A 20751-nucleotide genomic window follows, 5' to 3' on the forward strand; every position below is an offset into this window, starting at 1 on the left:
TTCGTCACCCCGGCGCGACGTCGAGCGCCGCCGTCCAAGTGCCGGTATCGGCCGGTTGGACGCCCGAGGGCATCGCATCGATCAGTTGACTCACCGCCATGCACGAACGCTCCACCACACAGAACGTGTCCAGGGAGGGCAATGCAATGGACATCACCTCGATCGACCATCTTGAGTTATACGTCGAGGACGGCGAGCGCACCGCCGTCCACCTGTGCGAGGCGTACGGCTTCACGGTGCACGGGCGCGGGGGCCCGGAGACCGGACTGACCGGGTGCCGCTCGACACTGTTGCGCCAGCGGGACATCGCCATTCTGGTCACCGAGGCGACAGACCCCGGCCACCGCGCCGCCGAGTACGTCCGGCGGCACGGCGACGGGGTCGCCGTCATCGGAGTGGCCGTCGCCGACGCCCGTGCCGCCTTCACCGAGGCCGTCGAGCGCGGCGCGCACCCGGTGGCCCCGCCCGCCGCCCACGGGCCGCGGGGCGCCGCCGCCACGTTCGCCTCGGTGCACGGCTTCGGCGACGTGGAGCTCCGGTTCACCTCGCGCGACGCGCCCGGCACGCCGTTCGCGCCGGGCGTCGTCGGCGAGACCGGCGCCGCGGCGCCGCCCGGCGGCCTGCTGGAGGCCGTCGACCACCTCGCGGTCCTGGTGCCCGCCGGGGAGCTGGAGAAGACCGTCCGCCAATATCTCGAGGTCTTCGGCTTCACCCAGACCTTCGAGGAGCGCATCCAGGTCGGCAGGCAGGCCATGGACTCCAAGGTGGTGGCGAACGCGTCGGGCACCGTGACGTTCACCCTCATCGAGCCGGACACGACCCGCGACCCGGGCCAGATCGACGGCTTCCTCAAGGCGCACGGCGGGGCCGGCGTGCAGCACGTCGCGTTCCGCACCGGCGACATCACCGAGTCGGTGCGCAGCGTCTCGGCCGCCGGGGTGCGCTTCCTGGTGACGCCGCCGAGCTACTACGACGCGCTCGACGGCCGCCTCGGCGCGGTGGGTGTGCCGCTCGCGACCCTGCGGGAGCTGAACATCCTCGCCGACCGCGACCACTGGGGCGTCATGCTCCAGATCTTCACCGAGTCCGACCACCCCCGGCGGACCCTGTTCTACGAGCTGATCGACCGGCGGGGGGCCCGGACGTTCGGCAGCAACAACATCAAGGCGCTGTACGAGGCGGTCGAGCGGCAGGGCGACTCCTCCGGACAGGCCCGCCGGACCTGAGGTCGTCGACCTGACGCGACGACGAAGGCCGTGAGCCGGAGCCCATGCGGCTCCGCACGGCCCACCCACACCGGAATCCCGGGCTGGCGTGGCAGGGTGACACCCTCGCGGTCAGCACTGGTCCCGATCACGCGGCGGCCGTCCCACACGTCGGCCGCCATCTCCGGCCCGACACCACGGGCCGCCGCTGTGTCGGGGCGCTGCATTGTTCGTTCACGGTGCGTGAGCGAGACCTGCACCCTGATGATCTTTTTAATGATCACCGCTGAGAGTCAGTGAACGGGTGAATCACGTCATGACCATTGATCTTCAGTCGTTGACCCTTCATGAGGAGACCGAGGCGATGCCGGTCGCCATCGCCTCCCTGTCCACAGCCGATTCGCCGAGAATCGGCGGCGAGGATCCGGAACACCTGCGCCTCCTCGTCGTGACCGAGAGCAGGCTCCCCCCGATCGTCGTGCACCGGCCCACGATGCGCGTGATCGACGGACGGCACCGGGTGGCCGCGGCCAGGGAGCGCGGCCGGCAGACGATCGAGGCCCGGTTCTTCGACGGCTCCGAGGACGACGCGTTCGTGCTCGCGGTCACCCTGAACATCGGGCATGGCCTGCCGCTGACCCTGCGGGAGCGCACGGCCGCGGCGGCGCGGATCGTCGGCACGCACCCGCACTGGTCGGACCGGGTGATCGCCTCGATCGCCGGGATCTCCGCCCGGACCGTCGCCGGGCTGCGCGCGAAGGTCGGCGGCCCGGCGGCCAGGGGCCAGGTGCGGCTCGGGCGCGACGGCCGGGCCTGGCCGGTGGACGGCACCGAGGGCCGCAGGGTCGCCGCCGAGTTCATCGAGCGGCAGCCCGAGCTGTCGCTGCGGCAGGTGGCGCAGCTCGCCGGGATATCCCCGGAGACGGCCCGCGACGTCCGCAACCGGCTGAGCCGGGGCGTGAGCCCCATCCCCGACCGGGGCAGGCGCGCCCGCGCGGAGACCGAGCCGCAGCCGGCGCCGCAGAAGCGGCAGGGGGAGCCGTCCGACGCGCGGTCCCTGCTGGTGCAGCGGCTCCAGCAGGACCCCGACTTCCGCAACTCCGCGGGCGGCCGGGCCCTGCTCAGGCTGCTGCTGTCCCACACCCCCGAGGCGAACAACTGGGAACGGCTGGCCGAGGGCATCCCCGCGCACCGCAGCAGCACCGTGGCGCGGCTCGCCCTGGAGTGCAGCCGGATCTGGGAGGAGTTCGCCGACCGGATCGAATGCGACAGGGAGGTCGTCTGACGTACGCATCCGCATCCCTCCTCGGCGGCTCGGTCCTGACACTCGCCCCGACGCTCATCAGGATGCTGAACTTGAGGTTTCGGCGAGGTTTCGCCGCTGATGATCGTGGAGGGATGACGGATGGCGGTTCGCAGGATCAACGGGATCGACTTGAATACCGCGGAGTACGGAACCGGTGAGCCGGTGGTGCTGATCCCCGGCACCGGGGCGCGCGGGTCCATTTTCCGGGCGCACCAGGTGCCGGCGCTGGTCGCGGCGGGTTTCCGCGCGGTCACCGTCGACAACAGGGGCGTGCCTCCCACGGACCGGTGCGAGGAGGGATTCGCCCTCGGCGACATGGTGGGGGACGTGGCCGCGCTGATCGAGGACCTCGGCGCCGGGCCGTGCCGCGTCGTGGGCTTCTCCATGGGCGCGATCGTGGTGCAGGAGTTGCTGGTGGCCAGGCCCGGCCTGGTGTCCCAGGCGGTGCTGATGGCCACCAGAGGCAGGACGGACGCGTTGAGCGCCGCCCACACCGAGGGTGAGCTGGCGATGCTGGACCGGGGCGTCAAGCTGCCGCCCCGGTTCGAGGCCGCGATGCGTGTGTACACGGGGTTCTCCCGGCGCACCCAGCGCGACGAGCAGGGCGTGCGCAACTGGCTGGACCTTTTCGAGATGTCCGTCGAGAGCTCCGAGCCGAGCCGCTCGCAACTGGAGCTGGAGCGCATCCCGGACCGGCGGGAGGACTACCGGCGGATCACCACCCCCACGCTGGTGCTGGCCTTCGGCGAGGACATGCTGACCCCGCCGCACCTGTGCCGCGAGGTGGCCGACGCCATCCCCGGCGCGAAGTTCCGCGAGATCGCCGAGTGCGGGCACTTCGGCCACATCGAGGATCCGCACACGGTGAACGCGGCCATCATCGGGTTCTTCCGGGGCGGCGGGCGATGATCGCGGTTTCCGCCGGGCCGCCCCGATGAATACGAATTAGGCTCGCATTTCCCGGTACGGCCGAACGGGTCTCATGTTTTTCCCCTGGATGGGGATTTCTCTGTTTTCTCCGCTGGATTTCCGCTGGCGCCTCAATGGAGCCGATTCCTGTTGCTGGACAGACAGGGCCCGGCCAACAATGAGGCGCCAATAAACGTCCGGCACTGTGAGGCCAGATGAGCGACCCGATCCTGGTGGCGGAACCGGGAGCATTGACGCTCGGCGACTACGCGCGACTGGCCAGGGAAAGGCTGGACGCCCCGGTCTGGGACTACATCGAGGGCGGCGCGGGCGAGGAACGCGCCCTCGCCGCCAACACCGGGGCGTTCGACCGCGTACGGCTGCGGCCCTCGGTGCTGACCGGCGCCGCCGAACCCCTGCTCGCCACCGAGATCCTCGGCCGCACCTGGGGCGCGCCGTTCGCGGTCGCGCCGATGGGCTACCAGACGGTGGCGGATCCCGAAGGCGAGCTCGCCACCGTCCGGGCCGCGGGTGAGACGGCGACCCCGGTCGTCGTCAGCACCTTCGCCGGGCACACCTTCGAGGACCTCGCCGCGGCGGCCGGGGCCCCGCTGTGGCTCCAGCTGTATTGCTTCAGGGACAGGGACCTCAGCCGCCGCCTGGTGGAGCGCGCCGAACGCGCCGGGTTCGAGGCCGTGGTCCTCACCTGTGACGCGCCGCGCCTCGGCCGCAGGCTGCGCGACACCCGCAACGACTTCCGGCTGCCGCCCGGCGTCGAACCCGTCAACCTCGGACCCGCCGGGCCCGGCGGCCCCGGCTACGCCCGGCCGGCCGCGCACGCCGCCGCCGAGTTCGACCCCTCGCTCGACTGGGACGTCGTGGCGTGGCTGCGTTCGGTCACCCGGCTGCCGATCCTGCTCAAAGGCATCCTCACCGCCGAGGACGCCGCCCGCGCGGCCGCGGCCGGGGTGGACGGCGTCGTCGTCTCCAACCACGGGGGCCGCCAGCTCGACGCCGCCCCGGCGACGCTGGACGCGCTGCCCGAGGTCGTCGCCGCCGTGGACGGCGCCTGCCCGGTGCTGCTGGACGGCGGGGTGCGCCGGGGGAGCGACGTGCTCGCCGCCCTCGCCCTCGGCGCCTCGGCGGTCCTGGTCGGCCGCCCCGTGCTGCACGGCCTGGCGGTGCACGGCCGGGCCGGCGTGCGCCGGGTGCTCGACCTGCTCACCGAGGAACTGGCCGACGCGATGGCCCTCACCGGCACCGCCTCGGTCACCGGCGTCCGGCCCGAGCTGGTGCGCGCCGCGCGGGAGCCGCGCACGCGCGCCGCGGGGCCCGCGCTGCGCCTGGCGGACCTGCACTCGGGGGTCGCCGACCCGGTCATGGACACCATGAACTTCCTCAACGAGGTGACCGCGCGCTACCCCGAGGCCGTCTCGTTCGCGCCCGGCCGTCCCTACGACGGGTTCTTCGACGTCGAGCAGATCTTCGGCCACATCCGCCGCTACCTCGGCCACCTGACCGACCAGGGCGAGAGCCCCGCGCGCATCCGGGACGCCATGTTCCAGTACGGCCCGACCGCGGGCCGGATCCGCGGCGTCATCGCCGGCGCGCTGCGGGCGGACGAGGGCGTGGACGTGCCGCCGGAGTCGATCGTGGTCACCGTCGGCGCCCAGGAGGCCATGTTCCTGGTACTGCGGGCGGTCATGGCCGGGCCCGAGGACGTGCTGCTGCTGTCCACCCCCTGCTACGTCGGGATCACCGGCGCCGCGCGGCTGCTCGACGTCGGCGTGGTGCCGGTCCGCGAACGCGAGGACGGCCTGTCCGCCCAGGACGCCGAGGCCGCCCTGCGCGCCGAGCTCGCCCGCGGCAGGCGCCCCCGCATGATCTACGTCGTGCCCGACCACTCCAACCCCTCGGGCGTCACGATGTCCCTGCGGGCCAGGCTGGACCTGCTCGCCCTGGCGTCCCGTCACGACCTCCTGATCATGGAGGACAGCCCGTACCGGCTGGTCAGCCCCGGTGTCCAGCTGCCGACCCTGAAGAGCCTCGACACCGAGCGCCGGGTGGTCCAGCTCGGCTCGTTCTCCAAGACCGTCTTCCCCGGCGCCAGGGTCGGCTACGTCGTCGCCGACCAGGAGGTCGTCACCCCGGACGGCCGCACGGGCCTGCTCGCCGACGAGCTGTCCAAGATCAAGAGCATGATCACGGTGAACACCTCCCCGCTCGGCCAGGCCGCGGTGGCGGGCGCGCTGCTCGGCTCCGCCGGCGGCGTCGCCGACCTCAACCGCCGGACCGCCAAGCACTACGGCGCCGCCATGCGGGCCACCCTGGACCGTCTCGCCGAGGTGTTCCCGCCGGAGACCCGCGAGCGGCTCGGCGTCACCTGGAACGCCCCGAGCGGCGGCTTCTTCCTCAGACTGCGCGTCGGCTTCCCGGCCGACAACGCGGCCCTCATCCGTTCCGCCGAGGAATTCGGCGTCATCTGGACGCCGATGTCGTACTTCTACCCGCACGGCGGTGGAGAACAGGAGATCAGGCTCTCCATCAGCTACCTCACCCCACACGACATCGAGGAGGGTGTCACACGGCTGGCTCGATTCGTCGAGTCGGAGAACACGGACCCGAAAAGGTGAACAGGAAATGACCGAGCTGGACATCAAACGACTCATTCGCAGTAAGCGGCGAATGTGGGGGTGGACTTTCCGGTGACCATCCATATGGAACGGCCCGTGATCGCGGCGCAGTCCGTGGCGGAACGGGCGGCCCCGGCCGTAAGGGCGCGGATCGTCGGCGTGGGGACCGCGGTCCCGGGCACGTCGTACACGCAGCAGGAGGTGCTGGACGCCTTCGCCATCACCGACCCCAGGGTGCGGTCGGTGTTCCTCAACAGCGCGATCGACCGGCGGCACCTGGTGCTGCCCGGCCGGGACGCCGGGGGCAGGCGCCTGCCCGAGGCGCAGGGCGACCTGCTGGACAGGCACAAGTCCCAGGCCGTCGAGGTGGGGATCCGCGCGCTGGAGGCCTGCCTGAAGCGCACGGACGCCTCCCTGTCCGACCTGCGCCATCTGTGCTGCGTCACCTCGACCGGGTTCCTCACCCCCGGTCTCAGCGCCCTGATCATCAAGGAACTCGGCATCGACCGGCACTGCAGCCGTTCCGACATCGTCGGCATGGGCTGCAACGCCGGGCTCAACGCCCTCAACGTCGTGGCCGGCTGGTCGGTCGCCAACCCGGGCGAGCTGGCCGTCGTGCTGTGCTCCGAGGCGTGCTCCTCGGCGTACGCCATGGACTCCACGATGCGCACGGCGGTGGTGAACAGCCTGTTCGGCGACGGCTCGGCGGCCGTCGCGCTGGTCGCCGACGACGGCACCCCACCGGGGCCGCCCGCCGGGAAGGACGGCCCGCGGGTGCTGAAGTTCGCCAGCTGCATCATCCCCGACGCCGTCGACGCCATGCGGTACGACTGGGACCGCGACCTCGGCCGCTTCAGCTTCTTCCTCGACCCGCAGATCCCCTACGTGGTGGGGGCGCACGCCGAGATCGTCGTCGACCGGCTGCTCGCCGGGACCGGGCTCTACCGGAGCGACATCAGCCAGTGGCTCGTCCACTCGGGAGGCAAGAAGGTCATCGACGCCGTGGTGGTCAACCTCGGCCTCAGCCGCCACGACGTGCGGCACACCATCGGGGTCCTGCGCGACTACGGCAACGTGTCGAGCGGCTCCTTCCTGTTCTCCTACGAGCGGCTGCTCGACGAGGGCGTGACCAGGCCGGGCGACTACGGCGTGCTGATGACGATGGGACCCGGTTCCACGCTAGAGACCGCGCTGGTCCAGTGGTGACCGCGGCCGAGGAGGCGAACGAGATGTCCGTGAACGGTGTGGACGGCGAGGAGCTCGTCCTGCGGATCGACGGCACCGAGCCGTTGTCGCTCGCGGCGGTGCGGGCGGTCGAGGCCGTCTGCGCGCGGGCCGACGCGCTCGGCGGCGTGGGAGTCCTGCCGGTGATGCTGTCCGGCGCCCCCGCCGGGTCGTGGACCGCGGACGCGGACGTCGCCCTGGTGACCAAGTGGGAGCGGGCGGTGCGGCGGCTGGAACGCCTCGGCATGACGACCGTCGCGACGGCGGAGGGCGACGTCGGCGGGCTCGCCCTGGACGTCCTGCTCACCACCGACCTGCGGATCGTCACCCCGGACACCCGGCTGCTGGTCTCGGTCGACGGCGGGGCCACCTGGCCCGGCATGGCGGCCTACCGGCTCACCGCCCAGGCCGGGATCGCGCCGGTGCGCCGCGCGGTGCTGTTCGGCCATCCGATCGGCGCGGGCGAGGCCCAGGCCATGGGCCTGGTGCACGAGGTGACGGACGACCCCGCCAAGGCGCTCGTGGTGGCCACCGAGGCCGCCGCCGCCCTGTCCGGCCGCGAGCTGGCCATCCGGCGGCAGCTGATGCACGAGGCGGCCGTCACCAGCTTCGAGAACGCCCTCGGCGCGCACCTCGCGGCCTGCGACCGCGCGCTGCGCCAGACCCCCGCCAGAGCCGCGTCGTGAGACCAGGCACCGGCCCCGGCGGCGTCGCGCCCGCGGACCTGGGCAAGGCCCTGGCCTCGCTGGCCGACGCCGCCGCGGGCGTCGACGAACTGCTCGCCGCGCTGCCCGAGCCCTCCGCGCGCACCCACGAGCAGCGCGCCGAGGCCGCGGCGGCGCTGGACGCGGCCAGGGACCTGCGGACCCGCTTCATGGACCGGTACGCCGACGAGGTCTACGACCGGCTCACCGACGGCCGTACCGCCTTCCTCCGGATCGGCGAGCTGGCCGAGGCCGCGGCCGGGGAGTTCCCCGGCCTGGTCCCGGCCGCGGACCGCCTGGCCGAGGACCGGGCCAGGCCCCAGGCCGCCAAGGAGGGCCACGAGATCGACCAGGGCATCTTCCTGCGGGGCGTGCTGCGCTCCCCGGTCGCCGGCCCGCACCTGCTCGACGCCATGCTCCGGCCGACGCCCCGGGCGCTGCGCCTGCTGCCGAGGTTCACCGGCACCGGCCTGATCGAGACCGGGTCGGTGCGGCTGGAGCGCCGCGACGGCGTGGCCCACCTGACGATGGTCCGCGACGACTGCCTGAACGCCGAGGACGAGCGCCAGGTCGACGACATGGAGACCGCCGTGGACCTCGCGCTGCTCGACCCGTCGGTGCGGGCCGGGGTGCTGCGCGGCGGCGAGATGACCCACCCCCGTTACAAGGGCAGGCGGGTGTTCAGCGCCGGGATCAACCTCAAGAGCCTGCACGCCGGGGACATCTCCCTGGTGGGCTTCCTGCTGCGCCGCGAGCTCGGCTACATCGCCAAGCTGGTGCGCGGCGTGCTCACCGGCGAGGAGGGCTCGTGGCGGGCGCGCACCGTGGAGAAGCCGTGGGTGGCCGCCGTGGACACCTTCGCCATCGGCGGCGGCGCGCAGCTGCTGCTCGTCTTCGACCACGTGGTCGCCGCCTCCGACGCCTACCTCAGCCTGCCCGCCGCCAAGGAGGGCATCGTGCCCGGGGCGTCCAACCTCCGGCTCGGCCGTGTCGCGGGGCCCCGGCTCGCGCGCCAGGTCGTGCTCGGCGGGCGCCGGATCCAGGCCGCCGAGCCGGACGCCAGGCTGCTGGTGGACGAGGTCGTGGAGCCCGCCGAGGTCGGCGCGGCGGCCGAGCGGGCCGCCGAGGCGCTGAAGGGCCCCGCGGTCGTGCCCAACCGGCGCATGCTGAACCTCGCCGAGGAACCCGTCGAGGCGTTCCGCGCCTACATGGCCGAGTTCGCGCTCCAGCAGGTGCTGAGGCTGTACGCGGAGGACGTGATCGAGAAGGCCGGCCGTTTCGGTGGCGGCGCGTGAACAGGGTCGGGTACGAGCGCGAGGGCCACGTCGCCCACGTCACGCTGCACCGGCCCGAGGTGCTGAACGCGATGGACACGCGCACGCACGAGGAGCTCGCCGCCGTCTGGGACCTGGTGGAGGAGGACGGCGAGGTCCGGGTGGTGGTGCTCACCGGCGCCGGGGACCGCGCGTTCTCCGTCGGCCAGGACCTGAAGGAACGGGTGCGGCTCAACACCGCGGGCGCCCCGCCCACCACGTTCGGCAGCCGGGACCAGCCCGGCTGGCCCCGGCTCACCGAGCGCTTCTCGCTGTCCAAGCCCGTGATCGCGCGGGTCCACGGCTACGCGCTCGGCGGCGGCTTCGAGCTGGCGCTGGCCTGCGACGTCATCGTCGCCTCCGAGCAGGCCGTCTTCGGCCTGCCCGAGGCCACGCTCGGGCTGGTCCCCGGCGCGGGCGGGGTGTTCAGGCTCGCCCGGCAGCTGCCTCTGCGCACCGCGATGGGCTACCTGCTCACCGGCCGGCGGATGGACGCGCGCACCGCTCTGCACCACGGGCTGGTGAACGAAGTGGTGCCGGTCGAGCGGCTCGACGAATGCGTCGCCGAATGGGCCCGCGACCTGGTGCGCGCCGCCCCGTTGTCGGTGCGCGCCATCAAGGAGGCGGCGCTCGCCTCGGTCGATATGCCATTGGAAAGGGCATTTTCCACCCGTTATGTGTGGGAAGAGCGGCGTATGTACAGCAGTGACGCCACGGAGGGTCCACGAGCGTTCGTGGAAAAGCGGGATCCGGTGTGGATCGACGGTTGACGCGGCGATTTTCCCGGGCCGTGTCCAGGTGCGGGAAATGGTCGGCTGGACGGCCTTACGGCGTTTCGCCATAGGGGTTATGTTTTTCGAAACAACCCCCGAGGAGCGAACATGGCCAACCCGTTCGACAATGAAGACGGTACCTTTTTCGCGCTCATCAACGATGAGGGCCAATATTCCCTCTGGCCCGCTTTCGCCGACGTCCCCGCCGGCTGGGAAACCGTGTTCGGCGAGGCCACACGCAAGGAGTGCCTCGACTTCATCGAGGAGAACTGGACCGACATGCGGCCGAAGAGCCTCATCGAGGAAATGGCGCAGTTCGAGCGGGCCCAATAATCCGGTCTGACGAGACTTAAGGAGGTTCCGCGTCATGATCGGAGGCTCGGGCCCGCAGTTCGTGATACACGGGATCGGCGAGGAATCAGGGTCGGCCCGCCAGAAGATCAAGTCCGGCACGGTGAAGCGGGTCCTGCCCTACACACGGCCGTACCGCGTGATCATCGGATTCCTCATGCTCGTCACCGTGACCGAAGCGACGATCACCGTGGCGAGCCCCATGCTGCTGAAGATCCTCATCGACGAGGGCATCATGCCCCGCCAGGTGGGGGTCGTCGCCGCCGTCGCGGGGGCCGTGGCGGGCCTCGCCGTGCTCGAGCTGCTGGCGCAGTACCTCCAGAGCAGGCTCTCCGGCCGCATCGGCGAGGGCATGATCTACGACCTGCGCACCGAGGTCTTCGAGCACGTGCAGCGGCAGCCGCTGGCGTTCTTCACCCGGGCGCAGACCGGCGCGCTGGTCAGCCGCCTCAACACCGACGTGGTCAGCGCCCAGCAGGCCCTCACCACGCTGCTCTCCACGGTCGTGTCCAGCGCGCTCGCCCTGGCGCTGGTGCTCGGCACGATGTTCTACCTGTCCTGGGTGATCACTCTGTTCGCCCTGCTCGCACTGCCGCTGTTCATCCTGCCCGGCCGCATCATCGGGCGGCGGATGCAGCGGCTCATGCGCGAGTCCATGGAGCTGAACGCCGAGATGGGCCAGCTCATGCACGAGCGCTTCAACGTCGCGGGCGCCCTGCTGGCCAAGTTGTACGGCCGCCCGGCCTCCGAGGCCGCGCTGTTCCGCAACCAGGCGGGCCGGGTGCGGGACATCGGCATCGTGCTCAACGTCTACACCAAGATGCTGCTCGTCACCCTGACCTTCCTCGCGTCCATCGCCACCGCGGTGGTGTACGGCATCGGCGGCACGCTCGCCGTCAACGGCGCGTTCGCCATCGGCACGCTGGTGGCCCTCGCCGCCCTGCTCACCCGGCTGTTCGGGCCGATCAACCAGCTGTCCAGCGTGCAGGCCAACGTGATGACCGCCCTGGTCAGCTTCGACCGCCTCTTCGAGGTGCTGGACCTCAAGCCGCTCATCGCCGAGAAGCCGGGCGCCGTCGCGCTGCCCGACCGGCCCTCCAAGAACGGCATCGCCCCCGAGGTCGAGTTCGAACGCGTCACCTTCCGCTACCCCGCCGCCCGCGACGTCTCGCTCGCCTCCCTGGAGGCGATCGCGCTGCCGTCCCAGGAGCGCCGGGACAACGCCTGGACGCTGCGGGACCTGTCGTTCCGCGCCCCCGCCGGGAAGCTCACCGCCCTGGTCGGCCCGTCCGGCGCCGGCAAGACGACCATCACCCACCTGGTGCCCCGGCTGTACGACCCGAACTCCGGGACCGTGCGGATCGGCGGCGTCGACGTGCGCGACCTGACCCTGGACTCGCTGCGCGAGACCATCGGCATGGTCACCCAGGACGCCCACCTGTTCCACGACACCATCCGCGGCAACCTGATGTACGCCCGCCCCGGCGCCACCGAGGACGACCTGGTCGAGGCGTGCAAGGGCGCGCAGATCTGGGAGCTGATCTCCTCGCTGCCCGACGGCTTCGACACCGTCGTCGGCGACCGCGGCTACCGGCTGTCCGGCGGCGAGAAGCAGCGCATCGCGCTGGCCCGGCTGCTGCTGAAGGCCCCCTCGGTGGTCGTGCTGGACGAGGCCACCGCCCACCTGGACTCCGAGTCCGAGGCGGCCGTGCAGCGCGCGCTGAAGACCGCGCTCGCCGGGCGCACATCCCTGGTGATCGCGCACCGGCTGTCCACGATCCGGGAGGCCGACCTGATCCTCGTCATCGAGAACGGCGAGATCAGGGAGCAGGGCGTGCACGACGAACTGCTCGCCATGAACGGCCTCTACGCCGAGCTGTACCGCACCCAGTTCGCCACGGGACGGCCCGTCCCCGCCGAGCCGGTGCTCCAGCTCAACGGCGGCCCGCCGCGGAACGGCGCCGACCTGCCCCCGCTGCCGGACGGCCCCGGCGTGTCCTACGGCCGCCCGCCCGGCCCGCCCCCCGGGTCGCCGGACGACCACGGGCTGCCGCCCGGCCCCCCTCCGCTGCAGATCCTTGGCGGCGCGGCGTTGCCCCCCGGCATGTGACCAGGCCGTCACCCCCCGAACGGACGAGAAGGGCGCGAGGACCATGAACGTGTCCGCGCAGGACGCGGCGGCCGAGCTGCGCGCACTGGCCGAGTCAGGACGTCTCATCGCGGAGTACCCCAGGGCCGGCGGGCTCGTGGACCGGCTCACCGGGCCGGAACTGGACCGGGCCGGGCGGCTCCTCGCCCGGCTCGACCCCGGCGAGATCGCCCGCGAGCACCCGGCGCTGCCGTCCGTCACGGTCGGCGTCACCGGGCACGGCACCCTCGCGCCGCTGATCCCCGCGCTGGCCGCGCAGTTCGCCCGGCACGGCCTGGTGCTCCGGCCGGTGCCCACCGACTTCGGCAATTACGTCTTCGACCTGCTCGACCCCGGCAGCGAGCTGCACCGGGCCCGCCCCGGCCTCGTCCTGTGCGTCCTGGACCCGAACGTCGTGTTCGACGAGGTCCCGGTGCCGTGGCGGCCGGACGACGTGCGGCGCGCCGCCGCCGGCCGCGTCGAGCTGATCGAACGGCTGGCCGCGCGCTTCGACGAGGCCGGCCGCGGCACGCTGGTCCTCAACACCATGCCGCTGCCGCGCCGGTACGCCGCCCAGCTGGTGGACCACCGTTCAAGGGCCGCGCTCGGCGTCGCCTGGCGCGAGGCCAACACCCGGCTGCTGCGCATCGCCGAGCACCACCCCTCGGTGGTCGTGCTGGACCTGGACCCGATCGTCGCCGAGGGCGTCCAGGTGGCCGACGACCGGCTCAGCGTCTACGCCAAGATGCACCTCACCGGCGACCTGCTCGCCGCGTACGCCGCCGACGTGGGCCACCTGGCCAGGCAGCTCACCGGGCGCACCAAGAAGTGCCTGGTGCTCGACCTGGACGGCACCCTGTGGGGCGGCGTGCTCGGCGACGACGGCGTCGAGGGCATCGAGATCGGCGACGGCCGCCGCGGCGAGGCGTTCCTGGCCTTCCAGCGGGTCGTCAAGCAGCTCGGCGCTCAAGGCGTGCTGCTCGCCGTGGTCAGCAAGAACGAACGCGCCCTGGTGGACCAGGCGCTGCGCGAGCACCCCCGCATGGCGCTCGGCGAGCCGGACTTCGTGCGGATCGTCGCCAACTGGCAGCCCAAGCACGACAACATCGCGCGGCTGGCCGAGAACCTCGGGCTGGCCCCCGACAGCTTCGTGTTCGTGGACGACAGCGCCTTCGAACGCGAACTGGTGCGCCGCGAGCACCCCGGCGTGGCCGTCGTCGACCTGGACGCCGACCCGGCCTGGCACGTCCGCGCCCTGCTGCGCGACGGATGGTTCGACGCGCGCGAGGTCACCGCCGACGACCGCGCCAGGACCCGCCGCTACCGGGACGAGGCCGCGCGCCTCAGCTTCCTCGACGGCTTCGCCTCCACGAAGGACTACCTGCGCGAACTCGGCATCCACGTCAGGATCGAGCCGGTCACCGAGGCCGACGCGGCCCGGGTGTCCCAGCTCACCCTGCGCACCAACCAGTTCAACCTCACCGGGCACCGCCTGCAGCCGAGGGACGTGCTGGAGCTCACCGGGGACACGTCCGCCCTGCCGCTCGCCGTGCGCGCCGGCGACAGGTTCGGCGACCACGGCCTGGTCGGCGCGGTGCTGGCCCGCCGGGACGGCGACCTGCTGCGCATCGACAACTTCCTGCTCAGCTGCCGGGTCTTCTCCCGCTCCATCGAGGAGTCCTGCCTGAACTGGCTCCTGCGGCACGCCCGCGACACCGGCGCCGCCGCCGTGCTCGGCACCTACCGCGCGACCCCTAAGAACCGGCGCGTCGCGGACTTCTACCCGCGCAACGGCTTCGCGCCCGTCGGCCCGGGCGGGGACACGGCGACCTACCGGCACGGGCTGGCGGACATCGCGCCCCCGCCGGCGCACATCCGCCTGCAGACCCCCGAAGGTGACCCCGCGTGAACACCATCGAAGACTTCATCGCCCTGGTCAGGGACGAACTCTCCCTGCCGCTGACCGTCTCCGACGCCGGCCGCGTGCTGGACGACATCCCCGGCTGGGACTCCCTGCACCTGCTGTGGCTCGTCACCGTCCTCGAAGCACGGACCGGACGGAACATCAGCGTCATCGACCTGCTCGACGCGCCGGACCTGCAATCCATCTACCGGCTGGCGACGACCGGCTGACGCCGGACCGCAACGCACGCACGTACCTGTTGTAGTGAGGGGCTCGCATGGCTCAGCGCAACCGTCGTTTCCGGCTGTCCGCGGCGCAGTACGACATCTGGCTCGCCCAGCGCATCGGTGACCCCAGCCCGGTCTACAACTCCGGCGAGTACCTGGAGATCGACGGCCCCGTCGACCCGGTGCTGTTCGAGGAGGCGCTGCGGCGGGCCGTCGCGGAGACCGAGTCGCTGAACCTCCGCGTCGTGGAGGAGACGGACGGGCCCTGGCAGGTCGCCGAGCCGGCCGGCTGGCCGCTGCCGGTGCTCGACCTCACCGGCGCCGACCGGCCCGAGGAGGAGGCGCTCGCCTGGATGCGCGAGGAGATGTCGCGCCCGGCCGACCCGCTGGCGTACCCGCTGTTCGCGCAGGCGCTGTTCAAGATCTCGGCCGATCGGTGGTTCTGGTACCAGCGGTACAACCACGTCGTGACCGACGCCTACGGCTGGTCCATCTTCGGGCGGCGGGTGGCGGACCTGTACACGGCCCTTGCCCGCGGCACCGAATGCTCCGCCGCCCGGTTCGGCACGGTCGAGGAGCTGCTGGCCGAGCAGGACGCCTACCTCGGGTCCCCGGCGCACCTGGCGGACCGCGACCACTGGACGGCGCGGTTCGCCGACCGGCCCGACCCGGTGAGCCTGCCCGTCGGCGGCGCCGCGGGCGCCACGTTCCGCCGGAGCACCACCCACCTCGCCGAGCCGGACGCCCGGCGGGTGCGGGAGGCCGCGGGCACCGCCGACATCGGATGGCCCAACGTGGTGCTCGCCGCGGCCGGGGCGTACTTCGCCCGCACGGCCGGCGTGCGCGACGTCGTGTTCAGCGTCGTGGTCACCGGGCGGGTCACCGCCCTCGCCGGGCGCACCCCCGCGACGACCGCCAACATCGTGCCGATGCGGCTGCGGGTGGACCCGTCCGAGGACATCCTGACCCTGGCGCGGCGGGTGCGCGACGAGCTGCGCGGAATCGCCCGGCACCAGCGGTACCGCGGCGAGGAGCTGCGCAGGGAGCTCGACTGGCCCGCCGGGAAGCGGCACTTCGGGCCGCTGGTCAACGTGGTCACCTTCGATCGCGACCTGGACTTCGCCGGGTCCCGGGCGGTGGCGCACGACCTGTCCGTGCCGCCCGTCGAGGACCTGATGATCACCGTGCGCGGCGGCTCGGGCGACGGCCGGATGCGGATCGACTTCGACGGCGACGTGTCCTCCCCCGACGACCTCACCGCCCACCAGCGGGCCTTCGCCACGTTCCTCGCCGCCGCCGTCGCCGCGCCCCGCGCGCCGGTCGGGCACCTGGACGTGCTGGACCCCGCCGGGCTCACCCAGGTCCTGTCCACGTGGAACGACACCGCGGCCCCCGTGCCGTCCACGACCCTGCCCGCGTTGTTCCGCGCCCAGGTGGAACGCACTCCGTCCGCCGTGGCCGTCCTCGACGAGCACACCTCGCTGACCTACGCCCGGCTCGACGCCCGGTCCAACCAGGCGGCGCGCTGGTTCCGCGACCAGGGTGTGCTCCCCGGCGGCCGGGTCGCCGTCCTGATGGAACGGTCGGCCGACCTGATGGTCGTGCTGTGGGGCGTGCTGAAGGCCGGCGCGTCGTACGTGCCTGTCGACCCCGAGTACCCCGCCGACCGCATCGAGTACATCCTCACCGACGCGTCCCCGCCCGTCGTCTGCACCGAGGAACTGTGGTCGTCCCCTCAGACCGTCGCGGCCGTCGCCTCCTGCTCCGAGGCCCCTTTGGACCTCGACCTCCCGTCCGGGCTGCCCGCGTACATGATCTACACCTCAGGTTCCACCGGCCGTCCCAAAGGCACCGTGATCAGCCACGCCGCGATCGTGAACCGCCTGCTGTGGATGCAGCACGAGTTCCGCCTGACGGCCGGGGACCGCGTCCTGCAGAAGACCCCGTCCGGCTTCGACGTCTCGGTGTGGGAGTTCTTCTGGCCGTCCCTGGTGGGCGCCGGCCTGGTCATGGCCCGCCCCGGCGGCCACCGCGACCCGGCCTACCTGGTCGAGGCCGTGGAGCGCCACGCCGTGACCGTCATGCACTTCGTCCCCTCCATGCTGGGCTCGTTCCTCGGCGAACTCCGCCCCGGCGACTGCCCCACCCTCCGCCACGTGGTCTGCAGCGGCGAAGCCCTTCCCCCCGACCTGGTGACCGATTTCCACCGCCTCCTCCCCGCCACCCTCTCCAACCTGTACGGCCCCACCGAGGCGGCCGTGGACGTGACCTCCTGGACCTGCACGCCGTCCCCGTCGGCCACCCCCATCGGCCGCCCCGTCTGGAACACCCAGGTCCACGTCCTGGACGCCTACCTCCGCCCCGTCCCCCCCGGCGTGACCGGCGAGCTGTACCTGTCCGGCATTCAGCTGGCCCACGGCTACGCGTCCCGCCCCGCCCTGACCGCGGACCGCTTCGTGGCCTCCCCCTTCGGTGGCCGCATGTACCGCACCGGCGACCTCACCCGCTGGACCCCCGAAGGCGACCTCCTCTACATAGGCCGCACGGACCACCAGGTGAAACTCCGCGGCTTCCGCATCGAGCTGTCCGAGATCGAGGCCACCCTCGCCACCCACGAATCCGTCGCCCGGGTGGCCGTCCTGGCCCGAGAGGACCAGCCCGGCGTCAAACGCCTCGTCGCCTACGTAGTCCCGTCGTCCACGGCCACGGACACGGCCCGCGAGCCCGTCCCGTCGGCCGGGCCCGCGGACCCCCGCACCCTGCGCGAGTACGCCGCCCGCACCCTCCCCGAGTACATGGTCCCCTCCGCCGTGGTGGTCCTTCCCGCCCTCCCCGTCACCGCCAACGGCAAGCTGGACCGCGCCGCCCTGCCCGCCCCCGACTTCGGCGGCACCGGCCGCGGCCCCGCCACCCCGCTTGAGGACGTCCTGTGCGGCCTGTTCGCCGAAGTCCTCGGCCTGGACCGCGTAGGCGCCGAGGAATCCTTCTTCACCCTCGGCGGCGACTCCCTGCTGGCCACCCGCCTGACCTCCCGCGTCCGCTCGGCCCTCACCACCGAACTGACCATCCGCGACATCTTCCGCACCCCCACCGCCGCCGCCCTCGCCCACCTGATCGACACCCTCCAGGGCGCCCCCGTCCGTCCCCCCGTGACCCCCGCCCCCCACCCCGACGGCGGCTCCCCCCTCTCCTTCGGCCAGCGACGCATGTGGTTCCTCAACCAGCTGGAGGAGACAGACACCACCGCCGCCTACAACGTCCCCATCGTCCTGAACCTCACCGGCCCCCTGAACATCCCAGCCCTACAGGCCGCCCTCGCCGACCTCGCCGACCGCCACGAACCCCTCCGCACCATCTACCCCCACATCGACGGCACCCCCCACCAGCAGATCCTCACCGGCCCTTCCGCCCACCCCCACCTGCGCCAGGATCGTCGGGGTCTCGATTTGGGAGTGGTGCTGGCCGGGGTGGCCGGGGAGGGGTTCGATCTGGCGCGGGAGTTGCCGTGGCGGGCTGAGCTGGTGGTGGTGGGTGAGGGTGAGTACGTGCTTGTGATGGTGGTGCATCACATCGCGGTGGACGGGTGGTCGAAGGGGGTGCTGGCGCGGGATCTGCGGGTGGCGTACGGGGCCAGGTGCCGGGGGGAGGCGCCGGAATGGGAGCCGTTGCCGGTGCGGTACGCGGACTACGCGGTGTGGCAGCGGGAGGTGCTTGGGGAGGCGGACGATCCTGCGAGCCTGCTCAGCGGGCAGTTGGCGTTCTGGCGGGACGCGCTCGCGGGGATGCCGGATCAGTTGGCGTTGCCGGCGGATCGGAGTAGGCCTGCCGTCGCTTCGTTCCGGGGTGGGACGGTGCCGTTCGAGCTTTCGGCGGAAGTGCATGCGGGGCTGGTGACGGTCGCGCGGCGGGGTGGGGCCACGACGTTCATGGTCGTGCAGGCCGCGCTGGCGGCGCTGTTGTCGCGGCTTGGGGCGGGGACCGATATTCCGGTGGGTACGGCGGTCGCCGGGCGTGGGGATCGGGCGCTGGAGGATCTGGCTGGGTTCTTCATCAACACCTTGGTGCTGCGGACGGATGTGGGTGGGGATCCGTCGTTCGGTGAGTTGTTGTCGCGGGTGCGTGAGGCGGATCTTGCGGCGTTTGCGCGGCAGGATGTGCCGTTTGAGCGGTTGGTGGATGAGCTGAGTCCGGCGCGGTCGTTGGCTCGGCATCCGTTGTTCCAGGTCATGCTGGTGCTGCAGAACGTTCCCGGGCCGCGGTGGGAGCTTCCGGGGCTGGATGTCACCGCGCTCGACGAGGCCGATCTGCCTGCCGAGGTGGTTCCCGCTCGGTTCGATCTGTCCGTTGATCTGAGCGAACGGCGGGACGCGGGTGGGGCGCCTGCCGGGATCGGTGGTGTCGTTCAGTACGCCACCGATCTGTTCGACCACTCGACCGTCGTGCTGCTGCTGGAGCGGCTGCGCCGGGTGCTGGAGCAGGTCGCCGCCGATCCGGATCTGCGGGTGGGGCGGCTGGAGCTGCTGGGCGAAGGGGAGAGGCGGACGGTCGTCGAGACGTGGAACGACACCGCTCGGGCGGTTTCGGGTGCCACGTTGGGCGAGCTTGTGGCCGAGGTGGCGGGGCGTACTCCTGACGCGGTGGCGGTGGTGGCGGAGGACGGTACCTGGACTTATCGGGAGTTGTCCGAGCGGGCGGGGCGGGTGGCGCGGTGGTTGGCGGGGCGGGGGGTGCGGGCCGGGGATCGGGTCGGGGTGGTGATGGGGCGGTCGGCCGAGCTTGTCGCGGTGCTGCTCGGGGTGGTCAAGGTGGGGGCGGCGTTCGTGCCGCTGGATCCGTCGTATCCGGCTGAGCGGATCGGGTTCGTGGTGGGGGATGCGGCTCCGGTGCTGGTGGTTTGTACGGCTGGTACCGCTGGGGTTCTGCCTGAGGGTGTTGTTCGGGTTGTTTGGGATGACCCGGTGGTGGTGGCGGAAGTGTCGCGGTGTTCTCCGGATCTTGATGGGGTGGTTCTGCATTCTGCGTTGGCGGCGTATGTGATCTATACGTCTGGTTCGACGGGGGTTCCCAAGGGTGTTGTGGTGTCGCATGCGGGTCTTGGGGGGTTGGCTGGGGCGCAGGTTGAGCGGTTTGGGGTGGGGTTGGGGGCTCGGGTGTTGCAGTTCGCGGCGTTGGGGTTTGACGCTGCGGTGTCGGAGATTTGTATGGCGTTGCTGGGTGGGGCGACGCTTGTTCTTGCTCCTGCTGATCGGATGCCGCCGTTCGGGCGGGTGGAGGATCTGCTCGTCGACTTTGGCATTACACATGTGACGTTGCCGCCGTCGGTGCTGGCGCAGGTCGAGGAGTTGCCTGGTCACCTCGTGTCGCTGGTGGTGGCTGGGGAGGCTTGTCCGCCGGAGCTTGTCGAGAGGTGGGCCGGGGGGCGGCGGATGTTCAACGCCTATGGGCCTACCGAGACCACTGTCTGCGCGACCATGACTCAGGCGTTGTCGCCTCTTTCCGGGCGTACCTCGGTTGCCATCGGGGGGCCGATCTGGAACACCCGCGTCTATGTTCTGGACGACTTTCTGTGTCCTGTTCCTCCTGGGGTGGTGGGGGAGCTTTATGTGTCCGGGGATGGGCTGGCGCGTGGGTACGCCGGACGTCCTGGGTTGACCGCCGAGCGGTTTGTGGCGTGTCCGTCCGGTGGACGGATGTATCGGACCGGGGATCTCGTTCGCTGGACTTCCGACGGTGAGTTGTTGTTCGCCGGCCGGGCCGACGAACAGGTCAAGATCCGCGGCTTCCGCATCGAACTGGGGGAGATCGAGGCCGTGCTGGCCTCGCATCCCGGCGTCGCGCAGGCCGCCGTGGTTCCTCGTGAGGACCACTCCGGCGTCAAGCGTCTCGTCGCGTATGTGGTTCCGGCGGGCCGCCGTACGACGGCGCCGGATTCGCCGCACCACGTCCCGCCGTCTCGGCGCCGGGATGAGGGGGATGTGCACGTGGAGCAGGGCGGCGTCCCGGCGGGGCCGGGCTTGGAGCGGGGGGGTGCCCTGGCGGGGGTGGGTGTGGGGCTGGATGTGGGGGAGTTGCGGG

14 protein-coding genes are annotated in these 20751 nt (G+C 72.0%); 13 read left to right on the forward strand and 1 reads right to left on the reverse strand.

The genetic code is table 11. The features are described from left to right. Positions 1 to 4: 4 nt before the first annotated feature. Entirely contained in the window at positions 5 to 154 is a 150-nt protein-coding gene (locus ACFP1K_RS13360) for a hypothetical protein (RefSeq protein ID WP_380751504.1), read from the reverse strand. Here ACFP1K_RS13360 and hppD point away from each other — a divergent pair. The 13 genes from hppD to ACFP1K_RS13425 all read left to right on the forward strand — a co-directional run. Then, on the forward strand, positions 147 to 1226 hold the full coding sequence (hppD, locus tag ACFP1K_RS13365; RefSeq protein ID WP_380751507.1) for a 4-hydroxyphenylpyruvate dioxygenase: 1080 nt from the start codon (positions 147 to 149) through the stop codon (positions 1224 to 1226). The two genes, ACFP1K_RS13360 and hppD, sit on opposite strands and share 8 nt — an antisense overlap. A gap of 316 nt (positions 1227 to 1542) precedes the next feature. Next, a complete protein-coding gene (locus tag ACFP1K_RS13370) occupies positions 1543 to 2490 on the forward strand; it encodes a ParB N-terminal domain-containing protein (RefSeq protein WP_380751509.1) in 948 nt (315 codons plus the stop codon). Positions 2491 to 2610: 120 nt separating this feature from the next. After that, positions 2611 to 3420 (forward strand): alpha/beta fold hydrolase, encoded by an 810-nt coding sequence (locus ACFP1K_RS13375; RefSeq protein WP_380751512.1) that lies wholly within the window; start codon positions 2611 to 2613, stop codon positions 3418 to 3420. A 215-nt stretch (positions 3421 to 3635) separates the two neighbouring features. Next, entirely contained in the window at positions 3636 to 6053 is a 2418-nt protein-coding gene (locus tag ACFP1K_RS13380) for an aminotransferase class I/II-fold pyridoxal phosphate-dependent enzyme (protein WP_380751515.1), read from the forward strand. Positions 6054 to 6125: 72 nt separating this feature from the next. Then, positions 6126 to 7259, forward strand: a complete 1134-nt coding sequence (gene dpgA, locus ACFP1K_RS13385) for a 3,5-dihydroxyphenylacetyl-CoA synthase DpgA (RefSeq protein ID WP_380751518.1) — start codon at positions 6126 to 6128, stop codon at positions 7257 to 7259. Between the two features lie 23 nt (positions 7260 to 7282). Beyond that, positions 7283 to 7963, forward strand: a complete 681-nt coding sequence (gene dpgB, locus ACFP1K_RS13390; protein ID WP_380751521.1) for an enoyl-CoA-hydratase DpgB — start codon at positions 7283 to 7285, stop codon at positions 7961 to 7963. Next, a complete protein-coding gene (gene dpgC, locus ACFP1K_RS13395) occupies positions 7960 to 9276 on the forward strand; it encodes a (3,5-dihydroxyphenyl)acetyl-CoA 1,2-dioxygenase DpgC (RefSeq protein WP_380751524.1) in 1317 nt (438 codons plus the stop codon). Before dpgB ends, dpgC begins: the two co-directional genes overlap by 4 nt. Continuing rightward, a complete protein-coding gene (gene dpgD / locus ACFP1K_RS13400; protein ID WP_380751529.1) occupies positions 9273 to 10064 on the forward strand; it encodes an enoyl-CoA-hydratase DpgD in 792 nt (263 codons plus the stop codon). Before dpgC ends, dpgD begins: the two co-directional genes overlap by 4 nt. A 111-nt stretch (positions 10065 to 10175) precedes the next feature. Further along, on the forward strand, positions 10176 to 10400 hold the full coding sequence (locus ACFP1K_RS13405; RefSeq protein ID WP_380751536.1) for an MbtH family protein: 225 nt from the start codon (positions 10176 to 10178) through the stop codon (positions 10398 to 10400). Between the two features lie 34 nt (positions 10401 to 10434). Continuing rightward, positions 10435 to 12528, forward strand: a complete 2094-nt coding sequence (locus ACFP1K_RS13410; RefSeq protein ID WP_380751544.1) for an ABC transporter ATP-binding protein — start codon at positions 10435 to 10437, stop codon at positions 12526 to 12528. A 49-nt stretch (positions 12529 to 12577) separates the two neighbouring features. Further along, the gene (locus tag ACFP1K_RS13415; protein ID WP_380751547.1) at positions 12578 to 14455 is read left to right on the forward strand and encodes an HAD-IIIC family phosphatase; all 1878 of its coding nucleotides are present in this window, start codon (positions 12578 to 12580) and stop codon (positions 14453 to 14455) included. Beyond that, entirely contained in the window at positions 14452 to 14679 is a 228-nt protein-coding gene (locus ACFP1K_RS13420; RefSeq protein WP_380751550.1) for a hypothetical protein, read from the forward strand. The genes ACFP1K_RS13415 and ACFP1K_RS13420 overlap by 4 nt, the downstream gene beginning before the upstream one ends. Before the next feature lie 47 nt (positions 14680 to 14726). Then, positions 14727 to 20751, forward strand: a 6025-nt coding sequence (locus tag ACFP1K_RS13425) for an amino acid adenylation domain-containing protein (protein WP_380751556.1), incomplete at its 3' end; no start/stop codon positions are given.

The organism is Sphaerisporangium aureirubrum, from assembly GCF_042658925.1.
Lineage (GTDB): Bacteria > Actinomycetota > Actinomycetes > Streptosporangiales > Streptosporangiaceae > Sphaerisporangium > Sphaerisporangium aureirubrum.

What these genes read in the sequence shown, in the direction of transcription:
- ACFP1K_RS13410 (WP_380751544.1), top strand. Translation starts at nt 10,435, where the DNA reads ATGATCGGAGGCTCGGGCCCGCAGTTCGTGATACACGGGATCGGCGAG.
- hppD (WP_380751507.1), top strand. Translation starts at nt 147, where the DNA reads ATGGACATCACCTCGATCGACCATCTTGAGTTATACGTCGAGGACGGC.
- ACFP1K_RS13380 (WP_380751515.1), top strand. Translation starts at nt 3,636, where the DNA reads ATGAGCGACCCGATCCTGGTGGCGGAACCGGGAGCATTGACGCTCGGC.
- ACFP1K_RS13405 (WP_380751536.1), top strand. Translation starts at nt 10,176, where the DNA reads ATGGCCAACCCGTTCGACAATGAAGACGGTACCTTTTTCGCGCTCATC.
- ACFP1K_RS13375 (WP_380751512.1), top strand. Translation starts at nt 2,611, where the DNA reads ATGGCGGTTCGCAGGATCAACGGGATCGACTTGAATACCGCGGAGTAC.
- dpgB (WP_380751521.1), top strand. Translation starts at nt 7,283, where the DNA reads ATGTCCGTGAACGGTGTGGACGGCGAGGAGCTCGTCCTGCGGATCGAC.
- ACFP1K_RS13360 (WP_380751504.1), bottom strand. Translation starts at nt 154, where the DNA reads ATGTCCATTGCATTGCCCTCCCTGGACACGTTCTGTGTGGTGGAGCGT.